22 protein-coding genes and 1 riboswitch are annotated in these 25,413 nt (G+C 46.0%); of the genes, 18 read left to right on the top strand and 4 right to left on the bottom strand.

Going from position 1 to position 25,413, the window contains the following annotated elements:
- Window positions 1-267 precede the first annotated feature (267 nt).
- The gene (locus ACYQ2M_RS14020; protein ID WP_459916982.1) at window positions 268-2,103 is read left to right on the top strand and encodes an aldehyde ferredoxin oxidoreductase family protein; all 1,836 of its coding nucleotides are present in this window, start codon (window positions 268-270) and stop codon (window positions 2,101-2,103) included.
- Window positions 2,104-2,316: 213 nt separating this feature from the next.
- Here the strand turns inward: ACYQ2M_RS14020 and ACYQ2M_RS14015 are convergent, their stop codons facing one another.
- Entirely contained in the window at window positions 2,317-3,012 is a 696-nt protein-coding gene (locus ACYQ2M_RS14015; RefSeq protein WP_459916981.1) for a GntR family transcriptional regulator, read from the bottom strand.
- A gap of 658 nt (window positions 3,013-3,670) precedes the next feature.
- On the opposite strand from ACYQ2M_RS14015, the gene ACYQ2M_RS14010 reads away from it, so the two are divergent.
- The 17 genes from ACYQ2M_RS14010 to ACYQ2M_RS13930 all read left to right on the top strand — a co-directional run bounded on the left by ACYQ2M_RS14010 (window position 3,671) and on the right by ACYQ2M_RS13930 (window position 23,302).
- Complete coding sequence (locus ACYQ2M_RS14010) at window positions 3,671-5,368, top strand: thiamine pyrophosphate-binding protein (RefSeq protein WP_459916980.1); 1,698 nt, start codon at window positions 3,671-3,673, stop codon at window positions 5,366-5,368.
- Between the two features lie 176 nt (window positions 5,369-5,544).
- Entirely contained in the window at window positions 5,545-6,570 is a 1,026-nt protein-coding gene (locus tag ACYQ2M_RS14005; RefSeq protein WP_459916979.1) for a TAXI family TRAP transporter solute-binding subunit, read from the top strand.
- Between the two features lie 104 nt (window positions 6,571-6,674).
- Window positions 6,675-8,585, top strand: a complete 1,911-nt coding sequence (locus tag ACYQ2M_RS14000) for a TRAP transporter permease (protein WP_459916978.1) — start codon at window positions 6,675-6,677, stop codon at window positions 8,583-8,585.
- Window positions 8,586-8,630: 45 nt separating this feature from the next.
- Window positions 8,631-9,791 carry an NAD(P)/FAD-dependent oxidoreductase gene (locus tag ACYQ2M_RS13995; protein ID WP_459916977.1) on the top strand — a complete coding sequence of 387 codons (1,161 nt, stop codon included), beginning with the start codon at window positions 8,631-8,633 and terminating at the stop codon, window positions 9,789-9,791.
- A 4-nt stretch (window positions 9,792-9,795) separates the two neighbouring features.
- On the top strand, window positions 9,796-10,179 hold the full coding sequence (locus ACYQ2M_RS13990; protein ID WP_459916976.1) for a (2Fe-2S)-binding protein: 384 nt from the start codon (window positions 9,796-9,798) through the stop codon (window positions 10,177-10,179).
- A complete protein-coding gene (locus tag ACYQ2M_RS13985; RefSeq protein WP_459916975.1) occupies window positions 10,179-11,645 on the top strand; it encodes an FAD-dependent oxidoreductase in 1,467 nt (488 codons plus the stop codon). The genes ACYQ2M_RS13990 and ACYQ2M_RS13985 overlap by 1 nt, the downstream gene beginning before the upstream one ends.
- A 193-nt stretch (window positions 11,646-11,838) precedes the next feature.
- The gene (locus ACYQ2M_RS13980; protein WP_459916974.1) at window positions 11,839-12,567 is read left to right on the top strand and encodes an aspartate/glutamate racemase family protein; all 729 of its coding nucleotides are present in this window, start codon (window positions 11,839-11,841) and stop codon (window positions 12,565-12,567) included.
- Between the two features lie 770 nt (window positions 12,568-13,337).
- A complete protein-coding gene (locus ACYQ2M_RS13975) occupies window positions 13,338-14,546 on the top strand; it encodes an IS91 family transposase (RefSeq protein WP_459917038.1) in 1,209 nt (402 codons plus the stop codon).
- A gap of 402 nt (window positions 14,547-14,948) precedes the next feature.
- Entirely contained in the window at window positions 14,949-15,425 is a 477-nt protein-coding gene (locus tag ACYQ2M_RS13970; protein WP_459916973.1) for a hypothetical protein, read from the top strand.
- Between the two features lie 84 nt (window positions 15,426-15,509).
- Window positions 15,510-16,283, top strand: a complete 774-nt coding sequence (locus ACYQ2M_RS13965; RefSeq protein WP_459916972.1) for a hypothetical protein — start codon at window positions 15,510-15,512, stop codon at window positions 16,281-16,283.
- Between the two features lie 255 nt (window positions 16,284-16,538).
- A complete protein-coding gene (locus ACYQ2M_RS13960; RefSeq protein WP_459916971.1) occupies window positions 16,539-16,832 on the top strand; it encodes a type II toxin-antitoxin system RelE/ParE family toxin in 294 nt (97 codons plus the stop codon).
- Window positions 16,735-17,172 carry a HigA family addiction module antitoxin gene (locus tag ACYQ2M_RS13955; protein ID WP_459916970.1) on the top strand — a complete coding sequence of 146 codons (438 nt, stop codon included), beginning with the start codon at window positions 16,735-16,737 and terminating at the stop codon, window positions 17,170-17,172. Before ACYQ2M_RS13960 ends, ACYQ2M_RS13955 begins: the two co-directional genes overlap by 98 nt.
- A gap of 440 nt (window positions 17,173-17,612) precedes the next feature.
- A complete protein-coding gene (locus ACYQ2M_RS13950; RefSeq protein WP_459916969.1) occupies window positions 17,613-18,785 on the top strand; it encodes an MFS transporter in 1,173 nt (390 codons plus the stop codon).
- A 113-nt stretch (window positions 18,786-18,898) separates the two neighbouring features.
- Entirely contained in the window at window positions 18,899-19,366 is a 468-nt protein-coding gene (locus ACYQ2M_RS13945) for a GNAT family acetyltransferase (protein WP_459916968.1), read from the top strand.
- A 298-nt stretch (window positions 19,367-19,664) separates the two neighbouring features.
- A riboswitch (FMN riboswitch) is annotated at window positions 19,665-19,824 on the bottom strand.
- 145 nt (window positions 19,825-19,969) lie between these two features.
- Window positions 19,970-20,176 carry a hypothetical protein gene (locus ACYQ2M_RS13940; RefSeq protein WP_459916967.1) on the top strand — a complete coding sequence of 69 codons (207 nt, stop codon included), beginning with the start codon at window positions 19,970-19,972 and terminating at the stop codon, window positions 20,174-20,176.
- A 690-nt stretch (window positions 20,177-20,866) separates the two neighbouring features.
- The gene (locus ACYQ2M_RS13935; RefSeq protein WP_459916966.1) at window positions 20,867-22,102 is read left to right on the top strand and encodes a hypothetical protein; all 1,236 of its coding nucleotides are present in this window, start codon (window positions 20,867-20,869) and stop codon (window positions 22,100-22,102) included.
- Between the two features lie 654 nt (window positions 22,103-22,756).
- The gene (locus tag ACYQ2M_RS13930; protein ID WP_459916965.1) at window positions 22,757-23,302 is read left to right on the top strand and encodes a CBS domain-containing protein; all 546 of its coding nucleotides are present in this window, start codon (window positions 22,757-22,759) and stop codon (window positions 23,300-23,302) included.
- Window positions 23,303-23,606: 304 nt separating this feature from the next.
- Here ACYQ2M_RS13930 and ACYQ2M_RS13925 read toward each other — a convergent pair whose 3' ends face one another.
- The 3 genes from ACYQ2M_RS13925 to ACYQ2M_RS13915 form a co-directional block, all read right to left on the bottom strand.
- Entirely contained in the window at window positions 23,607-23,942 is a 336-nt protein-coding gene (locus tag ACYQ2M_RS13925; protein WP_459916964.1) for a molybdopterin cofactor-binding domain-containing protein, read from the bottom strand.
- Window positions 23,882-24,028 carry a molybdopterin cofactor-binding domain-containing protein gene (locus tag ACYQ2M_RS13920; RefSeq protein WP_459916963.1) on the bottom strand — a complete coding sequence of 49 codons (147 nt, stop codon included), beginning with the start codon at window positions 24,026-24,028 and terminating at the stop codon, window positions 23,882-23,884. Before ACYQ2M_RS13920 ends, ACYQ2M_RS13925 begins: the two co-directional genes overlap by 61 nt.
- 252 nt (window positions 24,029-24,280) lie before the next feature.
- Window positions 24,281-24,820 (bottom strand): FAD binding domain-containing protein, encoded by a 540-nt coding sequence (locus ACYQ2M_RS13915; protein WP_459916962.1) that lies wholly within the window; start codon window positions 24,818-24,820, stop codon window positions 24,281-24,283.
- Window positions 24,821-25,413: the final 593 nt, after the last annotated feature.

Raw genomic sequence — 25,413 nt, 5'->3', positions numbered from 1 at the left:
GGGGATGAAGGATAGCAAATATTTTTTTCGGTTTTTTTGTTTTTTTGATATTGATTTAATTTTTATTCCATTATATGATACACATACTATAACATATAAAAAGCAAGTTAAGACAAGCGGTTATTTTCTGCAATTGTAGCGCTATGCCCTTTTTTTACCCCCACCGAAAACACTGGGTCAGCCTCACAACCAAACAGAATTTAATGCAACTTTTTAAAACAGTCCGATGTCGTAAAGAAGTCCCAATTATCTAAAGGAGACTAAAGTATGAAAGGATGGATCGGTAAAATTCTCCGTGTAGATTTGACAACCGGAGTCCTGGAAGATGAACTTCTGGACCCCAAAGTTGTCAAAGATTACATCGGCGGCAGAGGAATAGGCATCTATTACCTCAACAAAGAGATGGATCCCACCTGTGATCCCTTCTCCCCTGAAAACCTCATGGTCATGATGACAGGCCCTTTAACCGGCACCGGGGCCCCCACCGGCGCACGGTACATGGTGATGACCAAATCGCCCCTGACAGGGGCTGTGACCTGCTCCAACTCCGGGGGCATGATGCCCCGGGAGATAAAACGTGCCGGTTACGATGGTGTTATTTTCAAGGGAAAATCGGAAAAACCCGTTTTTCTATGGATCAACAACGGAAAGGCACAGCTGAAAAGTGCTGAACACATCTGGGGTAAAAACGTGCCGGAAAGCACGGACATGCTGCTTTCAGAAACAGACCCCAAAGCACGGGTGGCCTGCATCGGTCCTGCCGGGGAAAATAAGGTGCTTTTTGCCGGCATCATGAACGAAAAGCACCGGGCCGCCGGCAGATCCGGTGTGGGTGCCGTGATGGGTTCCAAAAACCTCAAGGGGGTTGTGGTACTGGGCAATAATAAAATTGAGCTGGCCCACCCCGACGCGTTCAAGGAATTCAACCAGGAAATTTTAAAACAATACACCGACGAAGCCAAAATAACCCCGGTGGGATTGACCATCAACGGCACCTCCGGTGTGGTGGCTGTCACCCAGTCCAAGGGAATTCTACCCACCAAGAACTGGCAGCAGGGCACCTTTGACGGCTGGGAAGATATCCAGGGCACCACCCTCACCGAAAAATATCTGGTGAAAAACCAGGGCTGCTTTGGCTGCCCCATCAAATGCGCCAGAATCACCAAAGTGACCGAACCCGGATTTGAAGGAGAAGGTGAAGGTCCGGAATATGAAACCGTCTATGCCATGGGCTCCAACTGCATGATCAATAACCTGGCCGCCATCACCAAGGCCAATTATCTGTGCAATGAGCTGGGCCTTGACACCATCACCATGGGTGCCACCGTGGCCTGTGCCATGGAACTTGTGGATCGCGGTTATGTAAGCGAAGACGAAGTGGGGCGATCCCTTAAATGGGGGGATGGCGAAGCATTGGTGGAACTGACCCGTCAGACCGCCTATCGTGAAGGATTTGGAAACAAGCTTGCCGATGGCAGTTATCGCCTGGCCGATGGATTTGGCCATCCGGAACTTGCCATGGTTTCCAAAAAACAGGAATTTCCGGGATATGAACCCCGGGGGGCAAAGGCCATGGGCCTTGCCTATGCCACGTCTCCCATAGGCGGCTCCCACATGCGCGGCGACCCAGCTTATTTTGAAATCTTTGGTACCACTTTTTCCATGGACCCCCTGGTCACAGAGGGAAAGGCTGCACCCACAAAGTGCATTCAGGATCTGTCAGCCATTGTGGATGCAGCAGGACTGTGCATCTTTTTCGGTGCCAGAATGCTGGCGGAAAAGAACAATACCATGTCCCCCACGGGCATGCTGACCTATCTCAACACCGCCACAGGGGCTGATTACACCATTGAAGAGTTGAACCTGGCGGCCGCACGCATTACCAATGCAGAGCGCATGTTCCTTGTGAAAGCAGGGTTTGACAGAAAGGATGATTCACTGCCCAAACGCATCACCGATGAGCCGCTGCCCGGGGGTCCTGCCAAGGGACAAACCTGTGATCTGCAGGCCATGCTGGATGACTATTATAAGGTTCAGGGCTGGGATAACAATGGCATTCCCACGGTTGAAACCCTTGAAAAACTTGGCCTGGGCTGTTTTTAAAAAGCCTGTAGCATCAGTGTACCATCAAAATTCATGATCAATAGTTAAAGGCTCCTTGGGGAACGATATTCTCCCCAAGGAGCCTTTTCTTTATAACCCACATGGCTATAAACACCAACCTAAACTAAAAACAAAACTCTAATCATTTCAAAAATATAGAAAAATTTTCATATAAAAACGTCAAAAAACGACGATCACTATTTTCTTCGATTCCTACAAAAGTTCCCTCTTATCCACAATCAAGCGCTTCATCCCCTTGATAATATGATTGCGCACCGTATCCACATGAAATCTGACGCAGGCTTCCAGTGCCGCTTCATCACGGTTTTCAAGGCTTTCAAAAATTTTAGCATGTTCCGGTAAAGAGGTGTCGGTAACACTTAAAAACACAAGGTTCTGGCTGTACCGAAGCAACAACACATCCATGAGTTCCTGGAGCATTTTCACCTGGATGGTACACCCGGAAAGACCCGCCAACGTCATGTGAAATTTCATGTCCGTCATGATACGCTTGTAAAAATTATCTTCTGCCACCGCTTCCTTATAGTCTTCAAAGGCAATTTTAAGGCTTTCAATCCCTTCTTTATCTACATTTTTTATGATTTTGGGTACCAGGGAAACTTCCAGAAGCAGTCGGGTATCGTACACTTCCACCACTTCCGCCACACTGATCTCATTGACATAATAGCCTCTGTTGGGTTCATGCCGGACAATGTTGGTGAACTCCAGCCATTTCAAGGCCTGGATAACAGGGGTCATGCTGACGCCGATGCGGGAGGAGAGATCTTTGTACTTTATCTTCTGCCCTGCCTGGATTTCATTGTAAAACAGCATCTGACGAATGGCCATGTAAGCCTTCTGGGTCAGGTCTGTTTTCTCAGATTCTTTTTCAATTTTTTTCCGGGGCATAAATGTCCTTTTATCCGCACCATGGTAAAACAATTTGCAATAACGTGATCCATCCAAATCGGGCGCATTCCCATTTTCCCGGCATCATCATAGCATTCTATGGATCTGATTTTAAGCCCAAAGGAATCATCAGGTTTGTGTCATTGGCGTTATCGACCACGGCCTGTGCAAAAGCCAAAATAACCGATAATGCCAATAATGCAAGCCTGCCCCCATTGTAAATGAAACCCACAATCGGGAAAATGGGAATGCGCCCACCAAAAATTTATGTGAGATTAATATGCCAGAACCATAAAAATGGCAAGGAGTATCCTGTTCCAGCTAAAACATTAACCTGATTAAAGACCAATAAACACCCCCAAAAGGTATTCACTAATGCACTGAATTAATGTCACAAATAACAAATTTAATTTTCATATTGACATGGCTTAATTTTTATGCAATTTATTTATAAAATAATTTATTAAAAAATTAATTAAATAATTTATTTTATCAACACTTGAACTTGATGAAGCGGTAAGAAATCCACCCACGGTTTTCAAGACACATCATAGCCTGGTGACATTGACTTGAGAATCCAACTGCATTTACTTAGAAGCAGGGTTAAGAGAGCATCAAAATCCTGTGATATTATTAATTTCGTAGCAAGGAGTCTGCAATGAATGGCGCTCAAACCATTGTCGAAATGTTAAAACAATACCAGGTCAAGGTATTGTTTGGCGTGCCCGGAGATACCAGTATAAAACTGTATGAAGCACTCCATGAAAACATGGAAGACCTTACCCATGTTATGGCCAAGGACGAAAGATCAGCGGCCTTCATGGCCGATGCCTATGCCCGCCTGAGCCACAAACCCGGCATCTGCGAATGCCCCTCCGGGGCTGGTTCCCTATACACGGTACCCGGTGTGGCCGAAGCCAATGCATCGTCCATTCCCGTCATCGCCATCACATCCGATGTGCCGCTTTCCGGGGAAGGAAAACAGACCATCACCGAACTTGATACCCAGAAACTCTTTGAATCCATCACCAAATGGGCCTATGTGGTGAAAGATGTTAAAAAAGTCCCCGAGGTGATGCGAAGGGCCTTCAGAATCGCCACCACAGGTCGCCCCGGTGCGGTACACCTGGCCGTTCCCAAAGAGGTGCTGTACGGTGAACTGCCCGAAACAGATCTCCCCCTTTATGGCGATGAAAACTGCACCCATTACCCGGCATTCCGTACCCGGGGTGCCCGGGTGGAACTGGAGAAAATGGTGACTCACATGGCGGAAGCCAAAAAGTTGACCTTCATTGTAGGTGGTGGTGCCAACCATTCCCAGGCCGGTGATGCCCTTCAATCCATGGCAGAATGGATGGCGGCCCCGGTGGTCTCCACCATATCCGGCCAGGGTATCATGCCGGACAATCATCCCCTGGCATTGGGCGTCATCGGCGACAACGGTTTCCACCCCCATGCCCACCGGGCCATTGAAGAGGCAGATGTTCTTTTATACATCGGCTGCAAAATGGGTTCCGTGTCCACCATCAACTGGACCATGCCCTCGGACAAACCGGGCCGCAAAATTCTCCAGATTGATCTCAATCCTGAAATGCTGGGCAATAATTTTCCCAACACCCTGAGTGTGGCCGGGGATGCAAAACTGGTGGTGGAAGACCTGCTCACCCTTTTAAAGGGGAAAACCGCCCACAGACAGGCATCAGATTGGCTCAATGATCTCAACGCCCAGCGCCAGGCTTTCTGGCAGGAAGCCGAAAAAAATTTCCAGATGGATACCACGCCCTTAAAACCCCATCGCATCATTGCCGAGCTGAACCGACACCTTGACGAAACCGCCATCGTTATTTCCGATGCCGGTACCCCCACCCCCTACACCACCCGGTATCTGAGACTGGCAGCCAAAAATTCCAGATTTATTATTCCCCGGGCTTACGGTGGCCTTGGCTATGCTATTCCCGCCGTGGTGGGTGCCCATTTTGCAAGGCCCGATGCAAAACTTGTGGGATTGTTCGGCGATGGCTCCCTTGGCATGTCCGCAGGAGAGCTGGAAACCGTTTCCCGGCTCAATATCCCTGCCGTTCTCATCCATTTTAACAACAGCGCCTTTGGCTGGATCAAGGCCCTGCAGAAACTTCATTCCAAAGAAAATTATTTTTCCGTGGATTTCAATGCCAATGATCCGGCCAAGGTGGCAGAGGGATTTGGATTAAAGGCCTTGTCCATTGAAACCGTGGAGCAGCTGGAACAGGGGCTTGACATTGCCTTCAAATCCAAAGCCCCCATCTTCCTGGATATAAAAAGTGAACCTGAATCCGATGATATTCCGCCGGTGTACTCCTGGATGCAAAATACATAAGAACATCTGATGTTGAACCTGGCTCCAGGAAAAAGACATTATGATTTACATTTGATGAAGCCCATTTTAAAGTAGTCAGCACCATTAACGGGGTTCTTCACAAATTGGTTGTTCCGTGTATGTACACGAGTAACCACCAGTGTGACACCCCCCTCATCAACAAAGGGAGAAGAAAAATGAAGAAAGTAATGATCTGCATGTTAACCCTTGTGGCAGCTGTCCTCCTGGCGCTGCCTTCGGCAAGCATGGCCGATGAATTCAAAGTCACAGAACCAACCACCATGACCTGGGTGGCAGGCGGCGTTGGAGGCGGCTGGTATGTCCAGGCAGGCGGCATCGCCCGGATGATCGCAGAAAAAGAACCCAACATCATTTTAAAAGTGGTTCCCGGCGGCGGCGTGGTCAATCCGGTGCGCGTGTCCAAACATAAAGATGATCTGGGTTGGGGTATCACCTTTGTGGATAAAATGGCCCTGAAAGGCCTGGCACCGGTTTATAAAACCCCCAATCCCGATGTACGGTCCCTGGGCGGCATTTTCGGCATCTATCACATCCACGTGCTGGGAGGTGCCGACAAGGGTATCTCCACCATGACCCAACTGGCAGACATGGTAAAGGCTGGCAAATCAATCAAAGTGGCTGCCCCCATGAAAGGGACCTCGGATCTTCCATTGATGAACACCATCCTGGGGTTTTACGGCATTTCCCTTGATGACATTCAAAATGCTGGCGGCAAGGTGTTCCACGCCGTTTACTCAGACATGGTCAATCTTTACAAAGACAAACACGTGGATTTTGTCTTCACCCATCTGGGACTTCCCGGTGCAGCCATCACAGAGATGACCGTCAGCCGTGATTCCAAGCTTATTTCTCTTTCCGATGCCTGCATTGATCATCTTAATTCCGAACTTGGAACCCTGTCACGGGATTCGGGCCGAAGCATGATTCCCAAAGGCACATACAAGGATCAGGAAATGGACATCCCCACCGTTGTATCAGCAGGCGAGCTGCTCATCAACAAGGATGTACCAGATAATGTGGCCTATACCATCATTAAAATTATCTGTGAAAATACAAAAGAGCTGTACGCCATCAACCCGGCCAATAAGAATTTCCTGCCTGAAAGCGGATGGAAGAATGTGGCCCTTCCCCTCCATCCCGGTGCGGAAAAATACTATAAAGAGGCTGGCTTCATGAAGTAATATTTAAGCTTTTGTCTGCCGTGCGGCAACTCGGGGTCAGGCCATGTAAGGGCCTGACCCCTCCCCGGCATCTTTATTATATAAAAAAAATCAAGGAACATGTCATGAACAAAACCAATACCTGGCAGGACAAGGCCATTGGCGCCTGGCTTGTCATTATTTCCATTTTCCAGCTGTATACGGCCAGTGTGGGGATTTTCCAACCCCGCATCCAGCGGGGCATTCATCTCATGTTCTTGTTACCCGCCGCCTTTGTTTTATTTCCGGCATTTAACAAGGAACGGTTGAAAGTGGGCATTGGCAACTGGATTTTAGCCTTATTGTCCATCTTCCCTCCCCTGTACATTGTTGTTTTCTACGAGCGGCTCACCGAGCGCATGGAGTTTGTGGACGAGGTTCTGCCCATTGAGCTGATCCTTGGCACCATGATGATTCTGCTGCTACTGGAGGCCGTGCGCCGGGCCGTGGTGCCGGCCATGGCAATGCTCATTGCCGGTGCCTTTGCCTATCTTTACGCGGCCCCCTATCTTTCCGGGGTGTTCTATGCAAAACCCCTGCCCTTTGCCGAACTCATTGAAATGCAATATCTCATCACCGATGCCGGTATTTTCGGCTCCATCACCGGGGTTTCGGCCACCTTTGTGGCCTTGTTTGTTATTTTCGGGGCCTTCATGGAGGTGACAAAAACCGGGCAATTCTTCACGGATCTGGCCTGCAGAGTGGCGGGTAAAAGCAATGGCGGACCGGCCAAAATCGCCGTTATCTCTTCCGGGCTTTTCGGCTCCATCTCCGGCGTGGCCGCAGCCAATGTCTATTCCACCGGCGTTTTCACCATTCCGTTAATGAAAAAACTGGGATATCGCCGCCGGTTTGCCGGGGCCGTGGAAGCCGCCGCCTCCACCGGCGGGATGCTTATGCCTCCTGTGATGGGGGCTGGTGCCTTTGTCATGGCTGAAATCACAGGCATCTCCTATGTCAACATCGTCATTGCCGCCATGCTCGGCTCTCTGCTGCTTTATGCCAGCATGGTGATCCGGGTCCATTACACGGCCAAAAAAGAGAACCTGTCCGGTGTAACGGAAACGGATATCATTTCTTATAAGCAACTCTTAAGGGATTCCTATCTGCTCATTCCCATGATTTTTCTGGTGGTGATGCTGCTTCGCGGGTATTCCCCCTTTCTGGCGGCCAATGCCGCCATCGGCGTGACCTTTTTCATAAGTTTCTTTAAAAAAGACACCCGCATGACCCCCACCCGGATCTGGGAGACCTTGAGTCTTGCCGGTCGTAACATGATCATGATTGCCCTGGCCTGCGCCGGAGCGGGCATGGTGGTGGCCATTGTCACCCACACCGGCCTTGCCCTTGGCATTGCCACCGTCATCACCAACTGGTCCGGTGGCCATATGCTGCCGGCAATGCTGCTGATCATGTTTACCTCCCTTGTCATGGGCATGGGGCTTCCCTGCACTCCGGCCTATATCATCGCCATTACCATTGGGGGCCCTGCCCTGCTTGCCATGGGGGCCGACATGCTCTCCACCCATCTGTTTGTCTATTATTTTGCTGTCCTTGCCGGAGTGACCCCGCCAGTGTGCGTCCCGGCATTCTGTGCCGCCTCCATTGCCGGTTCCAAACCTCTCCAGACGGGCATCGAAGCCTTTAAGCTGTCACTGGCAGGTTTTATCATTCCCTATGTATTTGTGTTCAACCCGGCATTGCTCATGCGAGGAACGGCCTTTGAAATCATCACGGTGGTGCTGGGGTTGATACTGGGCATCATCTTTTTTGCCGGGGCACTGAGTGGATACTTTTTCAAACCTTTAAAATTTATGCCAAAAATCCTTCTTTTGATTCTGGCAGCTCTTACCACTTTTTTGTGCACCAGACCCGATGTCATCAACACCCCCCTGGCCAGAATAAGCATTATTGCCGTCCTGGCAGCCATTGTGGTCTGGCCCCTGTGGTTAAAATCCCGGGTCTCCAAGGAGATAAATTTAGGGCACAATGCCTGATTCATATAAAAAAAGTTGATAAAGAAGATAAAGGAACCATATAGTTTGCAACAAACAAACCCGCATATCATCATCATTGGCGGTGGGGTCATCGGCACCGCCATTGCCCATCACCTGGCAAAAAAAGATGCCCGGGTGACCCTCATCGAAGCTCAAGACCTGGCTTCCGGCAGCTCCGGTGCCTGTGACGGGCTGGTGTTCATGCAGTCCAAGAAACCGGGGATTCACCTTTCCCTTGCCATGGAAAGCCTGAAACGCTTTCAAACCCTGCAGCGGGAACTGCCCGTGGACATTGAGTTCAAGCAGACCGGCGGTATGGTGATCATTGAAAATGAAGCCCAATACCGAGCCATGGAGACCTTCACCCAAGAGCAGCAAAAAAACGGCCTGGATGTAAGCCTCCTTGACCGGACCCAGACCCATGAAAAAGAACCCTTTCTGTCCCCCGATATTCTGGGGGCTTCTTACTCCCCCCTGGACGGCCAGGTCAATCCCATCAATCTGGCCCTGGGATTTGCAAGGGCCGCCCAACGCCACCATGCAAACATTGTCACCCAGACAAAGGTTACGGGCATTGGTACAGAAAACAACCGTGTCACCGGGGTTCATACCACCCGGGGATTTTTTAAAGGAGACATGGTGGTCAATGCCGCCGGGTCCATGGCAGCTTCCATATCGGACATGGTGGGAATCTCTTTTCCCATCCGTCCCCGTCGCGGCCAGATCGTTGTGACCCATGGGGCCCGCCCCGTGCTACGCCATTGCATGATTTCAGCGGCCTACATTGCCGCCAAATACGATCCATCCCTGGTGGACAAAGGCGGTGAAGGCATCTCCATGGAGCAGACAGACAACGGCAACCTGCTGTTGGGTTCCACCCGGGAGTTTGTGGGGTTTAACAAGGAAAACACCCTGGAGGGCATCCGCAAAATCATCCATCAGACCGCGGCCCTTCTTCCAGTGTTGAAAACTTTTCAGGTAATCCGCACCTTTGCCGGGCTTCGGCCTTTCACCCCGGATGGCCTGCCCCTTCTGGGACCGGTGAAAGATCTGGAGGGGTTTATCATGGCCGCCGGACACGAGGGCGACGGCATCGCCCTGTCCCCCATCACAGGGGAACTCATGGCCGACATGCTTTTAGGGCAGCCTTTATCCATTAACCTTGATGCCTTTTCTCCAGACCGATTTCAAACAAAAGGAGCCTGACCCCATGGGTAACACGAACATAAAAGCAGACGCAGATCTCAGGATCGGATCTGTAAAGCGGGGCAAAAAAATAACCCTGACGGTGGACGGAAAGCCCGTCACCGCCTATGAGGGAGAAACCGTCCATGCGGCCCTGGTGGCATCGGGCATTCAAATATTGGGAACCACCCGAAAGAGCCATCAAAACCGAGGCATTTTATGCGGTATGGGTATCTGCTACCAATGCCGGGTTGAGATTAATGGCATTCCGGACCAGCGGGCCTGCATGACACAGGTAAAGGCGGATATGGACATTTTAACCCACCAGAATGACTCCCATAACACCCACCCGAGCATGGTCCATTCTCCCGGCAAACAAGGGTCAGAAATCCAGGGGGGAATTCAATAATGACGGTGCAATGTAAATATCACGTAATTATTGTGGGATGCGGCTTGGCAGGGATGTCCGCCGCCGACACCCTTGCAGGCCAGGGACTGGACATTCTGATCATTGATGAAAACGTCCATGCCGGGGGTCAGTTGATCCGGAAAGTACCCAAGAAAGCTTCATGGTTTCCCCGCATGGAGCCCGATGGTATGAAGAAAAAGGGATTTAGCCTGGCCCAGCGGGTAAAACGCCTAAGCCGGGAAACAAATATCCCCTCGGGACAGGGCATGGAACGTTTGATCCAGGCCCAGGTGCTGGGTATTTTTAGTGAGAACCGGCTTTTGATCCAGACATTTTCCCCTGACAAAGGGGAAACCATGGTGAATGTCCAGGCAGATCATCTGATTTTAGCCACCGGAGCCCGGGAACGATATCTCCCCTTTAAGGGATGGGATCTGCCCGGTGTTATATCATTGGGGGGGGCCCAGATTCTTATGAAAAGCCATGGGGTGCTGCCCGCCCGGGAAACCCTTATTGCTGGGACCAGCCCGCTTCAGATGGTTCTGGCCACGGAACTTCTGGCCAATGGGGGTCAGGTGAGCGGACTTTTGGATGAAAACACCCTGAAAAAGAAACTTGCCTTTCTGCCCCACATTAAAAATCATTGGCCCAAACTTCTGGAAGGTGGTTTTCACATGGGTAAAATGGCCCTGACCCGCACCCCCATGGAGCAAGGGGTCCGCATTGTGGAAGCCTGTGGAGGAGAGAGGCTGGAGTCCGTGGTCGTTGCAAAAACAAACTTTAAAGGTGATGTGATCCGGGGCACAGAAACAACCTGGCCCACCCGTTCCCTTGCCATGGGATATGGGTTTGTTCCCAACATTGAACTGCCGGTGCAGGCTGGGTGTAATGCCTCCTACGACAAAGACAAGGGGGGCTGGGTGATCCAGGTGGATGATCATCTTGAAACCTCTGTGCCGTCGGTGTATGCCGCAGGAGAAATCACAGGCATTGCCGGTGCCAAAAAATCCCATGTGGAGGGTAAACTGGTGGCCCTGTCCATCCTGGATAAACTGGGCAAAATGGACCAAGCGAGGGTGACTCATGGAAAAGATGGCCTGCAAAGGGAATATCGTCGATTGATTACCCAGCGTCGTCGCCAGATGGATTATGGGAGTTTTCTCAATGATCTTTGCCGGGTGCCCTCTTCGGCCTACGCTGCCATCCCCGATGAGACTATTATCTGCCGGTGCGAAGAGATCACCATGGGACAGATCAAAAAAAGCCTGGGACAGGGTTTTAACACCACCGGCGGCCTGAAAAAAGCCACCCGGTGCGGCATGGGACGATGCCAGGGCCGCATCTGTGGGCCTGTTATCCTTGATATTATTACGGCGTTGACCCGGAAAAAACCGGAAAGCATTGGCGCTTCCCACACCAGAGCACCAGTTAAAAATGTGGGGGTGAGTGCTTTTTTAAATTCGTGATAGGCACAGATATCCATCACCGGCACAACAAAAAATGAAATGGTATAATGCCGCCCCCGACGGCTGCCCTGACCGGAACGGGAACGTCGGGGGGAATTTTTGCCCTTTGGTTCCCAATGTTCCGGTCAGGGCAGCCGACGGGGGCTCTGGTGTCGGTACTTCCATACAAACTAATCCTACACAAGAGATTCCTATGACTGCTTCCCACAAAATAGTATCCCCTGCCCCATTCATGGGGATTATCATGCTGGACACCACCTTTCCCCGTATCAAGGGAGATATCGGCAATCCTGACACCTTTGATTTCCCAGTCCGGTTTCAAGTGGTGAAGAACGCCTCTGTGGAACGTCTGGTAATTCAGGCCGACGAGGATCTGATACAGCCCTTCATCGACACGGGCCGCAGCCTGATCAACGCGGGGGCCATTGCCCTTGGCACCTCCTGCGGATTCCTGGCCCTGTTTCATCAAGCCTTGACAAAGACCCTGGATGTTCCCGTGTTTTCATCCAGCCTGCTCCAGGTGCACCTGGCCCGACCCCTTCTTAAGCCAGGGGAAAAAGTGGGTATCATCACGGCCCGAAAATCCGCCCTGACCAACAAACACTTGAGCGCCATCGGCATTGAAGATATCCCCCTGGCCATCCAGGGCATGGACCAGGCCCGGGAATTCTCCGAGGTGTTCATCCAAGGCAAAACCACCCTGGATGAATCACAGTGCAGAAAAGAGATGAAGGCCGCTGCCCGGGAATTGATCACCACCCACCCCGAGGTTGGACCCATTGTGCTGGAGTGCACCAATATGCCGCCCTATGCAGACATTGTGAGAGAGGTTACAGGCCGACCAGTGTTTGATGTTACCACCCTTCTCAATACGGCCTGGGCATCTCTGACGTATTCCATGATAAGCAACACGGTGGGGTAACCGGTAACAGATTCCCGCCGATATAGTGGGTCTTGAACTTGAGGCCCCACTTTTTTGACCTCTTTTTTTGATACCCCATGGAATGAATGCGTTGCCCAACCAGCAACAAGGTGAGTAGATGATGTAATCTGAAGCCATAAGCAATGGGGATCCTCCAGCAGCATAGAAGTGCATCCCCTGCTTTTGCATCAACACCCGGCAATCAATTCCGGTGTGAAAAAGACTCCCATTGGAGTACAATCCCCAGCCTCCCCATAAATCCGACCTCCTCTTATTTCTCTTTTAATTGAATCAATGATTGTTGGTGCATTATTTATTTACCAGTCAAAAACCCCAATGCCAGCTCCCATCATAAACCTGCAATGCTGGACACCAGGAAACATTATTGACATAAATTATCCATGGGTATAAGGAATAATAGTTTTGTTTTTTACTTATATCCCGTTTATAAGACCAGAAGGTATTTGATGGATCCAAGTCTTTCTGTTCTAAAAAATTTATTTGTCGGGATTATTCACCACAAAACAGCCAGTCGTCGTATTTATCTGGTTTCAGGGTAACATTAAAAATTGTTGGGTATACGGTTAGGAAGTGACCAATAAATTCTTTATAAACTCCGTCGACCCTTTAAAAAGTAAAGATAGCCGGGTCCGCTCAATTACTTGTTACATTAAGCCTGGCGGCGGACGGGCCATCGCAGACGACAAAAAATAGCTTGAAACGCTGTTAAAACAAGGTTATCCAGAAAGGTGAAAAGATAATTGACGGAGATGAGGGGGGGAGCAAGCCCCACCGTCGGTGACATTTTCAGGAAACACGGCGAGCAATTCAGATCCGAACATGGGCTGCACCCCAGGCAGCACAAGGTCATGTACGACATTGAACACTGCCGGTGCGGCGAGTTCGGTACCCACTGGGAGATCTGCGACACCTGCGGCCACCTGGAGAAAGGATACAACTCCTGCAGGAACCGCCACTGTCCCGGCTGCAATAATATTGCCCGGAAGAAATGGGTGGACGCACGGATCAGTGAGCTCTTGCCGGTACCTTATCACCACGGTGTCTTTACCCTGCCGCATATGTTCAACACCCTGTGCAGCTATAACAGACAGGTGATGTATGATTTGCTGTTTGAATATTCCTCCCGGACGCTCCTGGATTTTGGACACAATCCCAAACGCCTGGGTGCCACCATTGGGTTTTACGGCATCCTGCACACCTGGGGAGGTAAACTATGGCCCCATCCCCATGTACACTATATCGTCACAGCAGGGGGAATCGACCCGACCGGCAAATGGAGATCCCTTGACAATGCCGCAACTTTTCTTTTTCCAGTCAGGGCATTGTCCAACGTATTCAGGGCCAAGTTCCTGGAAGGCATCCTTAAGGCCCATGACAAAGGAATGCTGACGTTCCCGGAAGAACTAAAGCCGCTTGCAGATCCCCACACCTTCAGGCAGTGGCTGTACCACGAAGTCCCCAAAGAGAGGGTGGTCTTTTCCAAACCACCCTTTGCAGGACCCGAGGAAGTGGTCAAATATATCGGCCGGTATACCCACCGAGCCGCCATCAGCAATAACCGCATCATTGCAGAAAAAGACGGCAACATCGAATTCTGGTTCAAAAACACCAAAAAGAAGTCCCGGTGGGAAACAACATCCCTTCCGGTTGCAACATTTATAGAGCGGTTCCTGTACCATGTGCTGCCGAAACAGTTCCACCGCATCAGGTATTACGGAATCCTGGCCAACGGCAAAGCCAAAGCAACCATTGAAACCGTCCGCAAGGCTCTTGCAGAGGAGTCAAACGAGATGGTGCAGCCTGAAGAAGTTCAGGATATAAGAGGCAGGACATGTCCCAAATGCAACAAGGGCACCATGATAACCATCCTTATCATCGACGGATACGGAAATATCATCGCTGAAAAATTGGCCGGCAATTTAAACCCGACACCTGTGGCCTTTGCAGATTCTACCTGATAAACAGGGATCAATTAAATTGATAGGGTTCATCATGACATCGGGATATATGGATGGAGTATTGCGGAAAAATTGAGTAACAACTGCCTTGGATAGGCATATTACGGGTAAATTTTACCTGAAATATACAACCGGAGAGGACACGGGTTGAACATTCTGACAATAATCGGTATAAATCGTAGGATCAACTTGAGAATGATATGGAGCCGTCTTTTACTTTTCACCAAGGGCGGGACGGTTGAGGCAAAAACCCGGCTAATGTAACAGTAAGTTGGAGCGGACACGCTCTTGAACTCTGAAGGGTACATGATTGCTGCTGAGAGCGTGCCGCTCAACTTAAGTGTTTGAGAGCGTGCCGCTCAACTTAAGTGTTTTTTTTTTAAATAAAGAGAAATAAACAAAATGAATCAATTTGAGTTGATACAATATGGATATTTAGGGCTGTTAGCTTTATTAATCTTGATGGGTGGCCAATCAGTCAACACGTATTTAAAATCTTCTAATCCTCCAAGGTTCAGTGTTCTAATCATATCAATTTACCTTCTATTGGTAGTTCTTGGTGGAGTTTTTGGTTATCTATGGGCCGATAAAGAACTCCAAAGTAGTGAAGCAAAAAAGACTACAGCCTCTATTGTTCAAACAGAAATATCCATTGCAAGAGACCGTTTGTCCAAATCCTTGCAACCGTTGTATATTGCGAGAGATAAGGCATTGGAAATGAGTGTTTATGGAGGGAATTCTGATGCTATACAGGAAAAGCATAGTGTATCAGCGAAGTTAATCACCGAGATGATTGAAATGCAAGAGGCTCGGTATGAAAGAGAGTTAGAAAACATAACAGAAGCATTTGTTTCAATTGATCAGGCAGCCACAAAATAAATTTCATAACCAGTCGTTCCAAGGGACGCGCAAAAGCCGCGCGCCCCTGAACTTCGCGTTATCTTTTCTGAATAAGGAGAGTCAATGAAACCTACAGATATAGCAGCATATATTGGAGCTGCCGCTTGGCTCCCTCAAATAATCTCTTGGATTTATAAAGCATATGTAACTCCACAAATAACAATTAGTCCTGATAAATTTTTGGAAATCGGTTTTACATCTTATGGTCCAATATTCAACATCAGGCTTGCACTATCAGCGGATAGAAAAAGCGCTATTATTGATTCGTTTGTTGTTGAGCTGACTCATGAAGATGGTGATTCCAGAATATTAAGATGGTCTGGCATGAATGAAACTTTTAGTGAAGTTACTGATTCTATGGGAAATAGGCAGGTCATTTCTAAAGATCAGCCAGCAATAGCTTTAAAGATTGGGACTGAATCATTGCTTGAGAAATTTGTTCGATTTCAAGAGCCAAGGTTTTTTGATCGAATACGTTCCCATCTTGATGAAGTAACAAATCATTTTGATTTTCTAAAAAAAACAAACGATGATTATGTAAATGAAATACTAAAAAGTAAACAGTTTCATGATCTTTCAGAAACAAGAAAAAAGGCCTTTTGGTGGCGACCTGGTAAATATAAAGCAACTTTTAAGATTGGTTCCCCAAAAAAAATAAATTTAACACATGGCACTTTTTCATTCACATTAACGACAATTGACATTGATAAATTAAAAAAGAATCTTGAGACATTAGATATTGAATTAAAGAATGTTATCAACTCAAATTTGCCGGATCATACGCCATTGCCTGTAAATTGGAATTGGGCAAATGTTGAATTTAATAAGTATAAATAATAGATAACCAATGCTTCCAGCCGACGCTCGTACCTCGCGCGGCTGAAGCTGGCGTTGACATGGACATCCGCGGGAGCGGACTGGACAATTATCTGATTTTATGCTGCCGCTGAAGCGTCAGCTAGGGTGAATTGTCCACCCACCCCCACGAGCCTGTCAACAAGCCGCTGCACACAGACGAGCTGGTGAGCTAAGAGTTCGGCGGATAAAAAACTATTAATTGACATAGCATGAGTACCGTGTTACCGTGAATGCATGATACGATCATTTAAAAATCAGGGTACTGAAGATATTTTTGATGGGAAAAACAGCAAAACTGCCCGAAAGTTATGTCCACGAGATATATGGAAAATTGCAGCCCGAAAACTGGAGCAGGTTGACTCTGCAAGAGATCTTGACGATTTAAAAGTTCCCCCAGGAAATCGCTTGGAGGCGCTGTCCGGAGATCGTGATGGACAGCATAGTATTCGGATCAACGATCAGTATCGAATATGTTTTGAATGGAATACGGGTAATGCAGACAATGTTGAAATTGTCGATTATCATTGATAATATAGGAGATATCATGGTTAGAATTCCAAAATTTAGGGAACCGACGCATCCTGGAGAAATGTTGATGGAAGAATTTCTGATTCCAATGTCAATAACTCAGCGTGACTTGTCCAAAGCGATTCATGTACCTTACCAGCGGATTAATGAAATTGTAAATGGACGGCGGGGCATTACACCCAGCACTGCTTTACGTTTAGCCAAATTTTTCAATATGTCAGAAGATTTTTGGATGAATTTACAACTTCGTTGGGATCTGTATCGTGCGAAGCGTTCAGAAGAAAAAAAATTACAAATGATAAAGCCCTACACATCTGCTGAATACATAGCTCATCTTTAGAAGCCTGCGCCGAACAATATTTTGCACCCGACAGCAGGGGCAATGGCGTTTTCCTCATTTTTGCATTTTGGGTGCGTTTTACCCCTTTAAACATTTTGACAAATCATCATTGCCCCTGCTGCCGGTGAAAATTACGTTACTATGCAGGTTTGACGTTTGATGCTCTAAATAGCATCATGCTTTAGTTTTTAACGGATCACAAACAAAGGTTTTTTCGTAAATTATGCATTTAAACACCATAGGATTATTATCCCCTCCTACCCTCAAGTGATCAAATAATTATTGATGATCATATAGGGTACATGAGCATTGAGTAAACCCATTAACTAAAAACAAATGTTGAGGGTAAAGGGATAAGTGTTTTCATTGTCAGGCATAGACACTTTTCCACTCGCTCATGTGCAAAGACAAGTTGTTCTTTGATAAAATGGAGAGATCCTATGACACGATATAAATCTGTTATTATTATAAATATCTCAACTTTTCTGCTGATGCTTGGGGTTGGAATGATTGTAGCACTACTTCCTCAGCGAATTATGAATCTGTCTGATTCGGTATCGCATGTTGGGTATCTGGCGTCTGCTTTTGCCTTAACTTTCGTACTGTTTCAAATTCCTATAGGCAACTTCTCTGACAAATTTGGATTCAAACCATTTCTTGTTGGAGGATATTTTCTTTGTTCTGTAACAGGACTGCTCTATTATTTTTCAAAATTGCCAAACCTTATTTTTTTGGGTCGAATGCTACAAGGTATTGGAGAGGTTCCAATTTGGGCACTTGTTCCCGCCTTTCTGTCGATTCAGTATCCTACTCAAAAAGGAAAATTTATGGGTATATACAACGCTTCTCTTCATTGCGGCCTTACTGCAGGAAGCTTATTGGGAATTTTGACTTATAGGACATGGCAAGGTAACGAAGCTTTTTTACTGTTCGCTGGAATGAGTTTTTTGGGTGGAGTGTTAATAGCTTTATTTGTTGAGAATCAAAAACAAAAATCAATAACCTCAAAAATTAATCCCGAAAGGATCATTTCCCTAATAGGTAATCTTACCAACCAAACTGTTTTTGCAGGTGTATTTTTATATGGTGCTGGATATGGTATCTTCATAAGCACAATTCCTGCTTTTTTGATCAGTGTAAAAAAATATAATCAAACAGTAATCGGAATGTTTTTTGCCCTTTTTTACATTGCACTTAGTTTGTCCCAGCTAATTGCAGGTCCTTTTTCAGACCAAAAAGGACGAAAACCAGCAATGCTCTGTGGGCTGACTATGGCAGCTATAGGTATTGCATCGTTTTCGGCATTCAAACTCCCTGCACTTATTGGATTGTTAACCGTGGCAGCCTTTGGTCTGGGTGCTTTTTGTGTGGCCGCACTGGCATTCTTAAACGAATCTTTTCCCAATTCATTAAAAGGAACTATTTCAGGTGCCTTTTATTTTTCATGGGGTGCGGGCTATTTTTTTGGACCACTTATATTAGAAAAAATCGGCCAAATGGGATTTATATTATTTGCGGGACTTTTTATGATCGAAATCATAGCCTGTTCCATTGTAATGAAAAGTCCATCTAAAACACTCAAGAAAGAAGCCCCCGTAAGGGTGGTAAAGTAATAAAATTCCACCGAACGTCAGGCGTTGAGATGAATTGGGGAATGTTGGGGTATTTCCCAACCACTCATGCCTGGCGTTTATCCAAAAATATTGAAAAAAGGAGAGAAAAATAGATGAGTCAGAATGTGTCACCGGTACCCCTTTGTGATATGTCAAATTCTCAATTAAAAATTATTGAATTCATTAATTCAAAGCACAGAAGTCAAGTTGTAGATCTCTGGCAGACTGTATTTGGCTATGAAGCAGCACATAACTCACCTGAAGTCTCAATAGACCAGAAAATTAAAAACAAGGACGGTTTGTTCTTTGTGGGGGAAATAGAGCAAAGAGTCATCGGTACTGTAATGGCAGGATATGATGGACACAGAGGCTGGATATATTCTATCGCTGTAGATCCAAAACATCAAAAACAAGGTATTGGCTCTAATTTACTTTCATTTGCTCAAAGTAAGCTAATCAATCTAGGATGCCTAAAAGTCAACCTCCAAATCATGGAAGGAAATGAAGCCGTGCAGAAGTTCTATTCAGCCAATGGATTCTCAGTAGAACAAAGAGTGAGCATGGGTAAGAAGCTCTACTGACCTGAAATTAGCTGCTAACGAATAAGGTTAGATTGTGTGAGCACACTCGAACTGATAAAGCTGCACCGCTTTGCGCTACGAATCTTTTCTGCCGGTTGCACATCGTATAAATTCTAATTTATTTTTCAAAACAAGATATCAAAGGTGAATGCTAAATGAATTTGAAACCCTTGGATCAAAGAGCCAAGGGTATTATAACATATTTCTTATACAGTTGAACTTCAGGCGCTCTTGTCCAGGGACTTGGAGCGGTAGGCAACAATATCTTCAATGCTCAACACAGGGAACTCATGCTCATCGGCAAAGTCAATAATCTGGGGCAACTTTGCCATGGTGCCGTCGGCCCTGGAGTCTCACCAGATCTGCTGACCCTGCGTATGTTGCAGGCGCTCGCGGGGTTATTTGATTCTAGCAAAATCACCGCCGGTGGGGAATTTCACCCCGCCCTGAGAATTCAGGAGCACTATAGCTCAACAAGAAATCATGCCAATGGTGAAATGTGTTTTCGGGCTGATTTTTCATGATTTGAGGACAGGGGAGGCGCTCAGGCTCACTCAGGCTTGCCTTATGGGGGTTTTTTAACCAGAAAATGACCCCTTTAAATTGCTCTGGCTGGCCATAAACAAAGGCACCGGAGGAGCTCGGCCTGATTTCTTTGACGATATGATTCATCTTTTCCGGCAGTTCAACGGCAGAGAAAAACGGGAAATCCCCTCCAGAGAAGAGATTGAAGAGTGGATGGAGCTATACCCGTCCGGGTTAGAACCCCAAATTATTCAGCTCAGAGAAAAAATAAACGGCGCATATTAAAAATCATCATCACTAAAATGGATGAAGGGGAAATAAGTGCTCCCAAATATTTTTTTGAACCGGGGTTAACCGAAGAGGAAAAAAGCAAGGCAAATAGGAATCAGCCAATTTGTGATTCAAACCCACTTTATTTCACCCATGGGAATTACCTCTGAAGTCCAAAAAGTGATTCAGCGAATTTTATCCGCTGGCTGGATAGTGACTAACCAGCATGTTTATATTACGGCAGCATCTCGGCGGGGGCATGGTGCAAAATTAAATTTGCAAATATGGAATGATCAAAAAAATGTAAAGTACTTTTGAAGGATGCCAAACAATTGTATTTTTTTGCTTGAAAAAAATAAAAATTAGAGTAGTGTGGATTGAGTAACAAAGAGACAACCCTATCTCTGATTCAGAATAATTTAATTCTTTTCCAGGGGTTGGAGTGGGGAATGAATAGATGGTTTGTTTTTCATTTCCTTCAGCCAAAGCAAAATCAACGAAATGCCTTTTTTTATTTTCCTCTAAACACATGTCAATATTGCAATAAGTGGAAAAAGCAACCTGGGAAAAGCATAAGTGGAAATATTTTCCAGTTTTTTAACTTAATATCAAAATAGGTGGAAAATATAGGCATCTATTACAGTCAATAGCATGGAAAGTTTCCACTTATTAACTCTGTTCTTTTTTTGAAGGAAACGACGAAAAATGAAATGTAACATGCTGGTGAAACCAAAACTTAAAGGTGCCTTTTGGGGAGTGTTAATTGTAGCTTCAATTTTTTTTGACATCGGATGTAATGGCGGCAGCGATGATAATGACAATAGTAATGGTCAAAATAATAATTCTTTATTAAATTCTGCTCTTACAGAAGAACTTTGCTATTTTGATCCAGATGCTGAAATTCTTGGGACCAGTTGGAGTGCTACACGTCGCAGTCATGCTATGTTGTATCTAACAATTAACGCACTTGATGGCAACGACGAAGCTGAAGCTCGTCTTTTTGAGCATATCACGGAACTTCTTACTCCTGGCAACGAGCCAGAAACAACAGGTTCGTTAAATGAAAGAGGTCATGTTGCTATAATGGCCTCTTTTACATTGCTCAAAGCGAACTCGATATTATGGGGAAAATTAACGGCCACCCAGCAGGAGAAAATCGAATTGATTGCTAAAGCAGAACTGGTAGCCTGTGCAACGACTACGAGTGATGCATATACCTTTGAAACAGGCTTAGATGGACTTGGAAATTTTAAAAAAACGTGGAATCCAAATTTTCGAGAAGCAAGCCTGGGAACATTAATCGCATCGACTCTTTTTTTTGGAACTTCTGAGGCCATAAATATTCTTAATACTTTTGATGCCGATACTTTTATCGACCAAGCGTCAGCAGCTGGTCTACCAACAATCGCTGAATTGTTCACCTACTCAGGAGGAGATGATATAACCTTAGATGAAATCGAAAATGCCATAACTGACTATACTTATTTAGGATTGTCGTTGTCTGAATTAAACAGCATTTATGAATCGACTGGACTTACCCAGTATACATTTGATGAATATGTCTGCTGCGGTGTCTCGGATGATACTGCAACTGCAGAGATAATCGACGGTTGTGAGGCTTTACCAAATTTGGGCGAAGAGGGAATGTGTCATGAGTTTAACTCTTCTGACGGCGAGGGGTTAAGATCGTCGCTTTCATACAGTGCTTTAGGCTGGTCTCACAATACAGTCTCAGAATACTTACTACGTTATTTCGGTTATAGTATCTCAACATCCATTCATGACTTAAAAACAATTGGCACTACCGATTTATTTTACAAAGCTGAACATGGTTATCTTTCATGGTCTATGGGAAGTCAAGAAGCCCAATACGAGAGTGATTTGACCTTCGGATTTAATTATGTAAAAGAAATTTGGGAAGTTTGGATGGAAACCCTTTGAATTGTAATGATGTTTTGACCTTATCAGAAAATAAAATAGAAAAGAACAAAACGTTGGAGAGGGACCAGGTTTACTGCGCGGCCTTTCGGAACTCCCTGGTTCAGGAAAATTCAAATTTTTATCGGAAGTTTTGGGGTTTAAGAGCCTGGCCCCTCAACTCCACGTTGGATATGTAAAAATTTCATAAACTCAAATAGGTGTTGTAACATGGCAAACCCATTATCAGTTGCAGGGCCAAACTCGAAATACAACCAGCATGTAGCTTCGTATGCGGGTTTTCTTGTTGGCCTATGGCACGGACTAATTCTACAGATTACCTTCATTATAAGTCTCTTCAGTGTGAATATCCGTATCTATGAAACAAATAACAGTGGCAGATGGTATGATTTTGGATTCTTCAAAAATATGCCGGAACGAAGACTCTATTTTAAAAAATTACCTTTTGACAAAAATTAGGTTGTGTTTATTTTTTAAAAAAACCCTAGCTTTTTTAAATTCAAAATAACAGGTTTTGAATATATAGTGAATTCATTGGGAAGAATCTATCCAACACTAATGATTTCCCCGCTGGCTATCCGGAGTGCTGCATTCAAAAGTGGGTAGTTTTATTTTTATGAAGTCCCTAACAAGAATATTTATAATTACGGAGGCACCATGAAAAATATAAATATCAAAAAAGTGATGACCCCAATTAATGAATATATTACTATAAATGAAGACCAGACATTATATGATGTTTTTCGTTTGATTGATGAGGAAAAAAATTCCAACGGTTTCGTTCATCGGGATCTAATTGTCATGGATGAATCAGGTGTTTTTAAGGGAAAAATCACAATGATAGATGTTTTCAGAGCTCTTGAGCCAAAATACAAACAACTCGACAGTCTCTCCTCAGCCGGTACTCTGACAAAAGAACGAATGTTTGATGCTGTAAACTCATATGAATTATGGCTTGCTCCGGTTAGTGATCTTTGTGAAAGAGGCAGTGGGGTTTCGGTTCGTGAGATCATGCACACTCCCGCTAAGAACGAATATGTCCATGAAAAGGATTCTCTGGAAATTGCACTGCATAGATATGTCATGGGAAGCCATCAGCCGCTGGTTGTTAGAGATGACGATCAGGTAACCGGTATTCTTCGATTTGAGGATCTCTTTGAAGTAGTTAAAAATCATATGTTGACATGCCGTTTAGCCGAATGATGACTGCAACTACCGTGCACGGCAATGATCTTAAAACAATTTAACTGAGAATGAGTCACATCCTCTCCGACGCAAAAAATCGCGCGGCTGATTAGCAGCGTTACAGAAATGCTTGGGGATAAACAATACCTTCGCCAATTTTAAAAATGCTGCAAAATTACTTGGGTCTCAAAATATAACCTACTGATTTTATCAAGCTTTTAAAATCATATTTTGAATAAGGATCATTGGGAATACAATTTGGCGAAGGTATTGCTTTATATGTTCTAATTTAGAAACATATCTGAATAACATCACTGGATCATCAATCCCCTAATTTAAGACCTTGAAGGATTTTCTCAGGAGTGATGCATAAGTCGGTCAGGCGAACCCCGGTTACATGGCAGATCGCATTGGAGATCGCAGAGGCGATGTTGACCATACAACCTTCGCCGATTCCTTTGGCCCCAAAAGGACCGGTGGGTTCATTGGACTCCACGATAATGGGTTCAATCTCAGGAACATCACAAGACCTCAAGAGTCGATAATCGGTGAAATTGGGGTTTATAACATACCCCTCTTCACATTGTAATCCCTTAGTCAAAGCGAATCCAACGCCCATGACACCTCCTCCGACAATCTGCTCCCATGGGTTCCGCAATCAAACGGAGTCATATCGGTGTCTGTTTCTGACACTGAGATGTCTTTAATGTCAATGCCCAGCACTTCTGCTGCAACCTGGGCCAAAACCGTCCGATTGCCCTGGCACTCGTCTGCTGCTGCCGTATACAGGTTGCGGTGCCATCGGAATTCATCATGATGGTGGCTGAAGCCGGATCCGGCAGGGCGCGGGCAGCACCAGTGCCATGCATCATAATAGAAAGGCCGATCCCCTTTTTAATGATACCGTTCCCGGGGGGCATCACTCTTTTTTTCTCCCACCCACAGGACCGGGCACCTTTTTCAAGGCACTCTTCCAGCCCGTTGCTTAAAATTTGTTCATTCAAAACCGAGTCCGTCTTTCTCTAAAAGTTCATCCTCCAAAAGTGCTGTACAATTGGGCCCTTTAAAAAACGAATTTAATTGAATGGTGCGTTTTCCATTGGCCCCTGCCACAACAAGCAATGCAGAGAGTGCCAGCAAAGGCAATGCAAGATCTGCACAGGGGGATGCGTTGCACAGATTCTCGCCAATTGTGGCCCGATTTCTGATTGTATATGTGGAGTGAGCACTGGCCGCTTCTTTAAGCGCAGTATATGGATTGGAACAAAACAGAGATAAACTTGCAAGTGAATTAATATCCGTGGCTGCGCCGATGCAAATGCCATCTTCACCCTTACGGATATAATTTAATCCCAGGTTTGAGATGTCAATTAAGTGGGCAATGGGTTTGAGTTCCACGCCATTTTGTCGTCCAGGTAGAATATCTGTTCCACCTGCAATGATTTTGGCACTGTTTCCAAATTTTGACAGCATATCAACCGCCTGCTGCAAATCTTTGGGTTTGTAATAATTTTCTATCTCATACTGGAGGGGCATAGTTGGGTCTCCATTTAGTAACTTAAAAATGATGAACCTGTAAAAAGTCGGGCAATGAATTTTTCATCACAATATATGGGCTCAAGCTCTATTTGACCGCAATTGATTGTGGGTGAAAAATGGATTCTGGACTTTTTATGAGACCATCAAAAATAATTTTTGCGTTTTTGGGCTAAGAAATTATTTCGTTTAGGTTCTTGTCCAGCTCGACTGGGTGTCAATGACTTATCAGTGGTCCTGGTCTATGTTACTGACTTTCAACTTTCAGTGTTAACCCTGTTAGCGGACATTTAAACGGGAGGCCCAGCCGCATTGAGCATATTACGCCATCCAAAACACCCCCGGCATTGTTGATAAGACGTCAGGCAAAACGGTGGATTCCCCTTTTGAACAACCTGGGTGTGAATTTTGGGTTTGGACATGATTTTTTAATCCTTTTTAATAATATACGGGTCATTGATCACTTGTTTTGAACATCAGTTCAGCTATTGAATAAAAACAAAAATTCAATCCGGAGCATTACAAGGTGGCGAGTGATATCATGGAGTGTCGGACTCCTTACCTTGGGGGGCATATCTATATATGTTCTGATT

The organism is Desulfocicer niacini (assembly GCF_054657595.1).
This window is presented reverse-complemented; position numbering and strand designations above follow the sequence as displayed.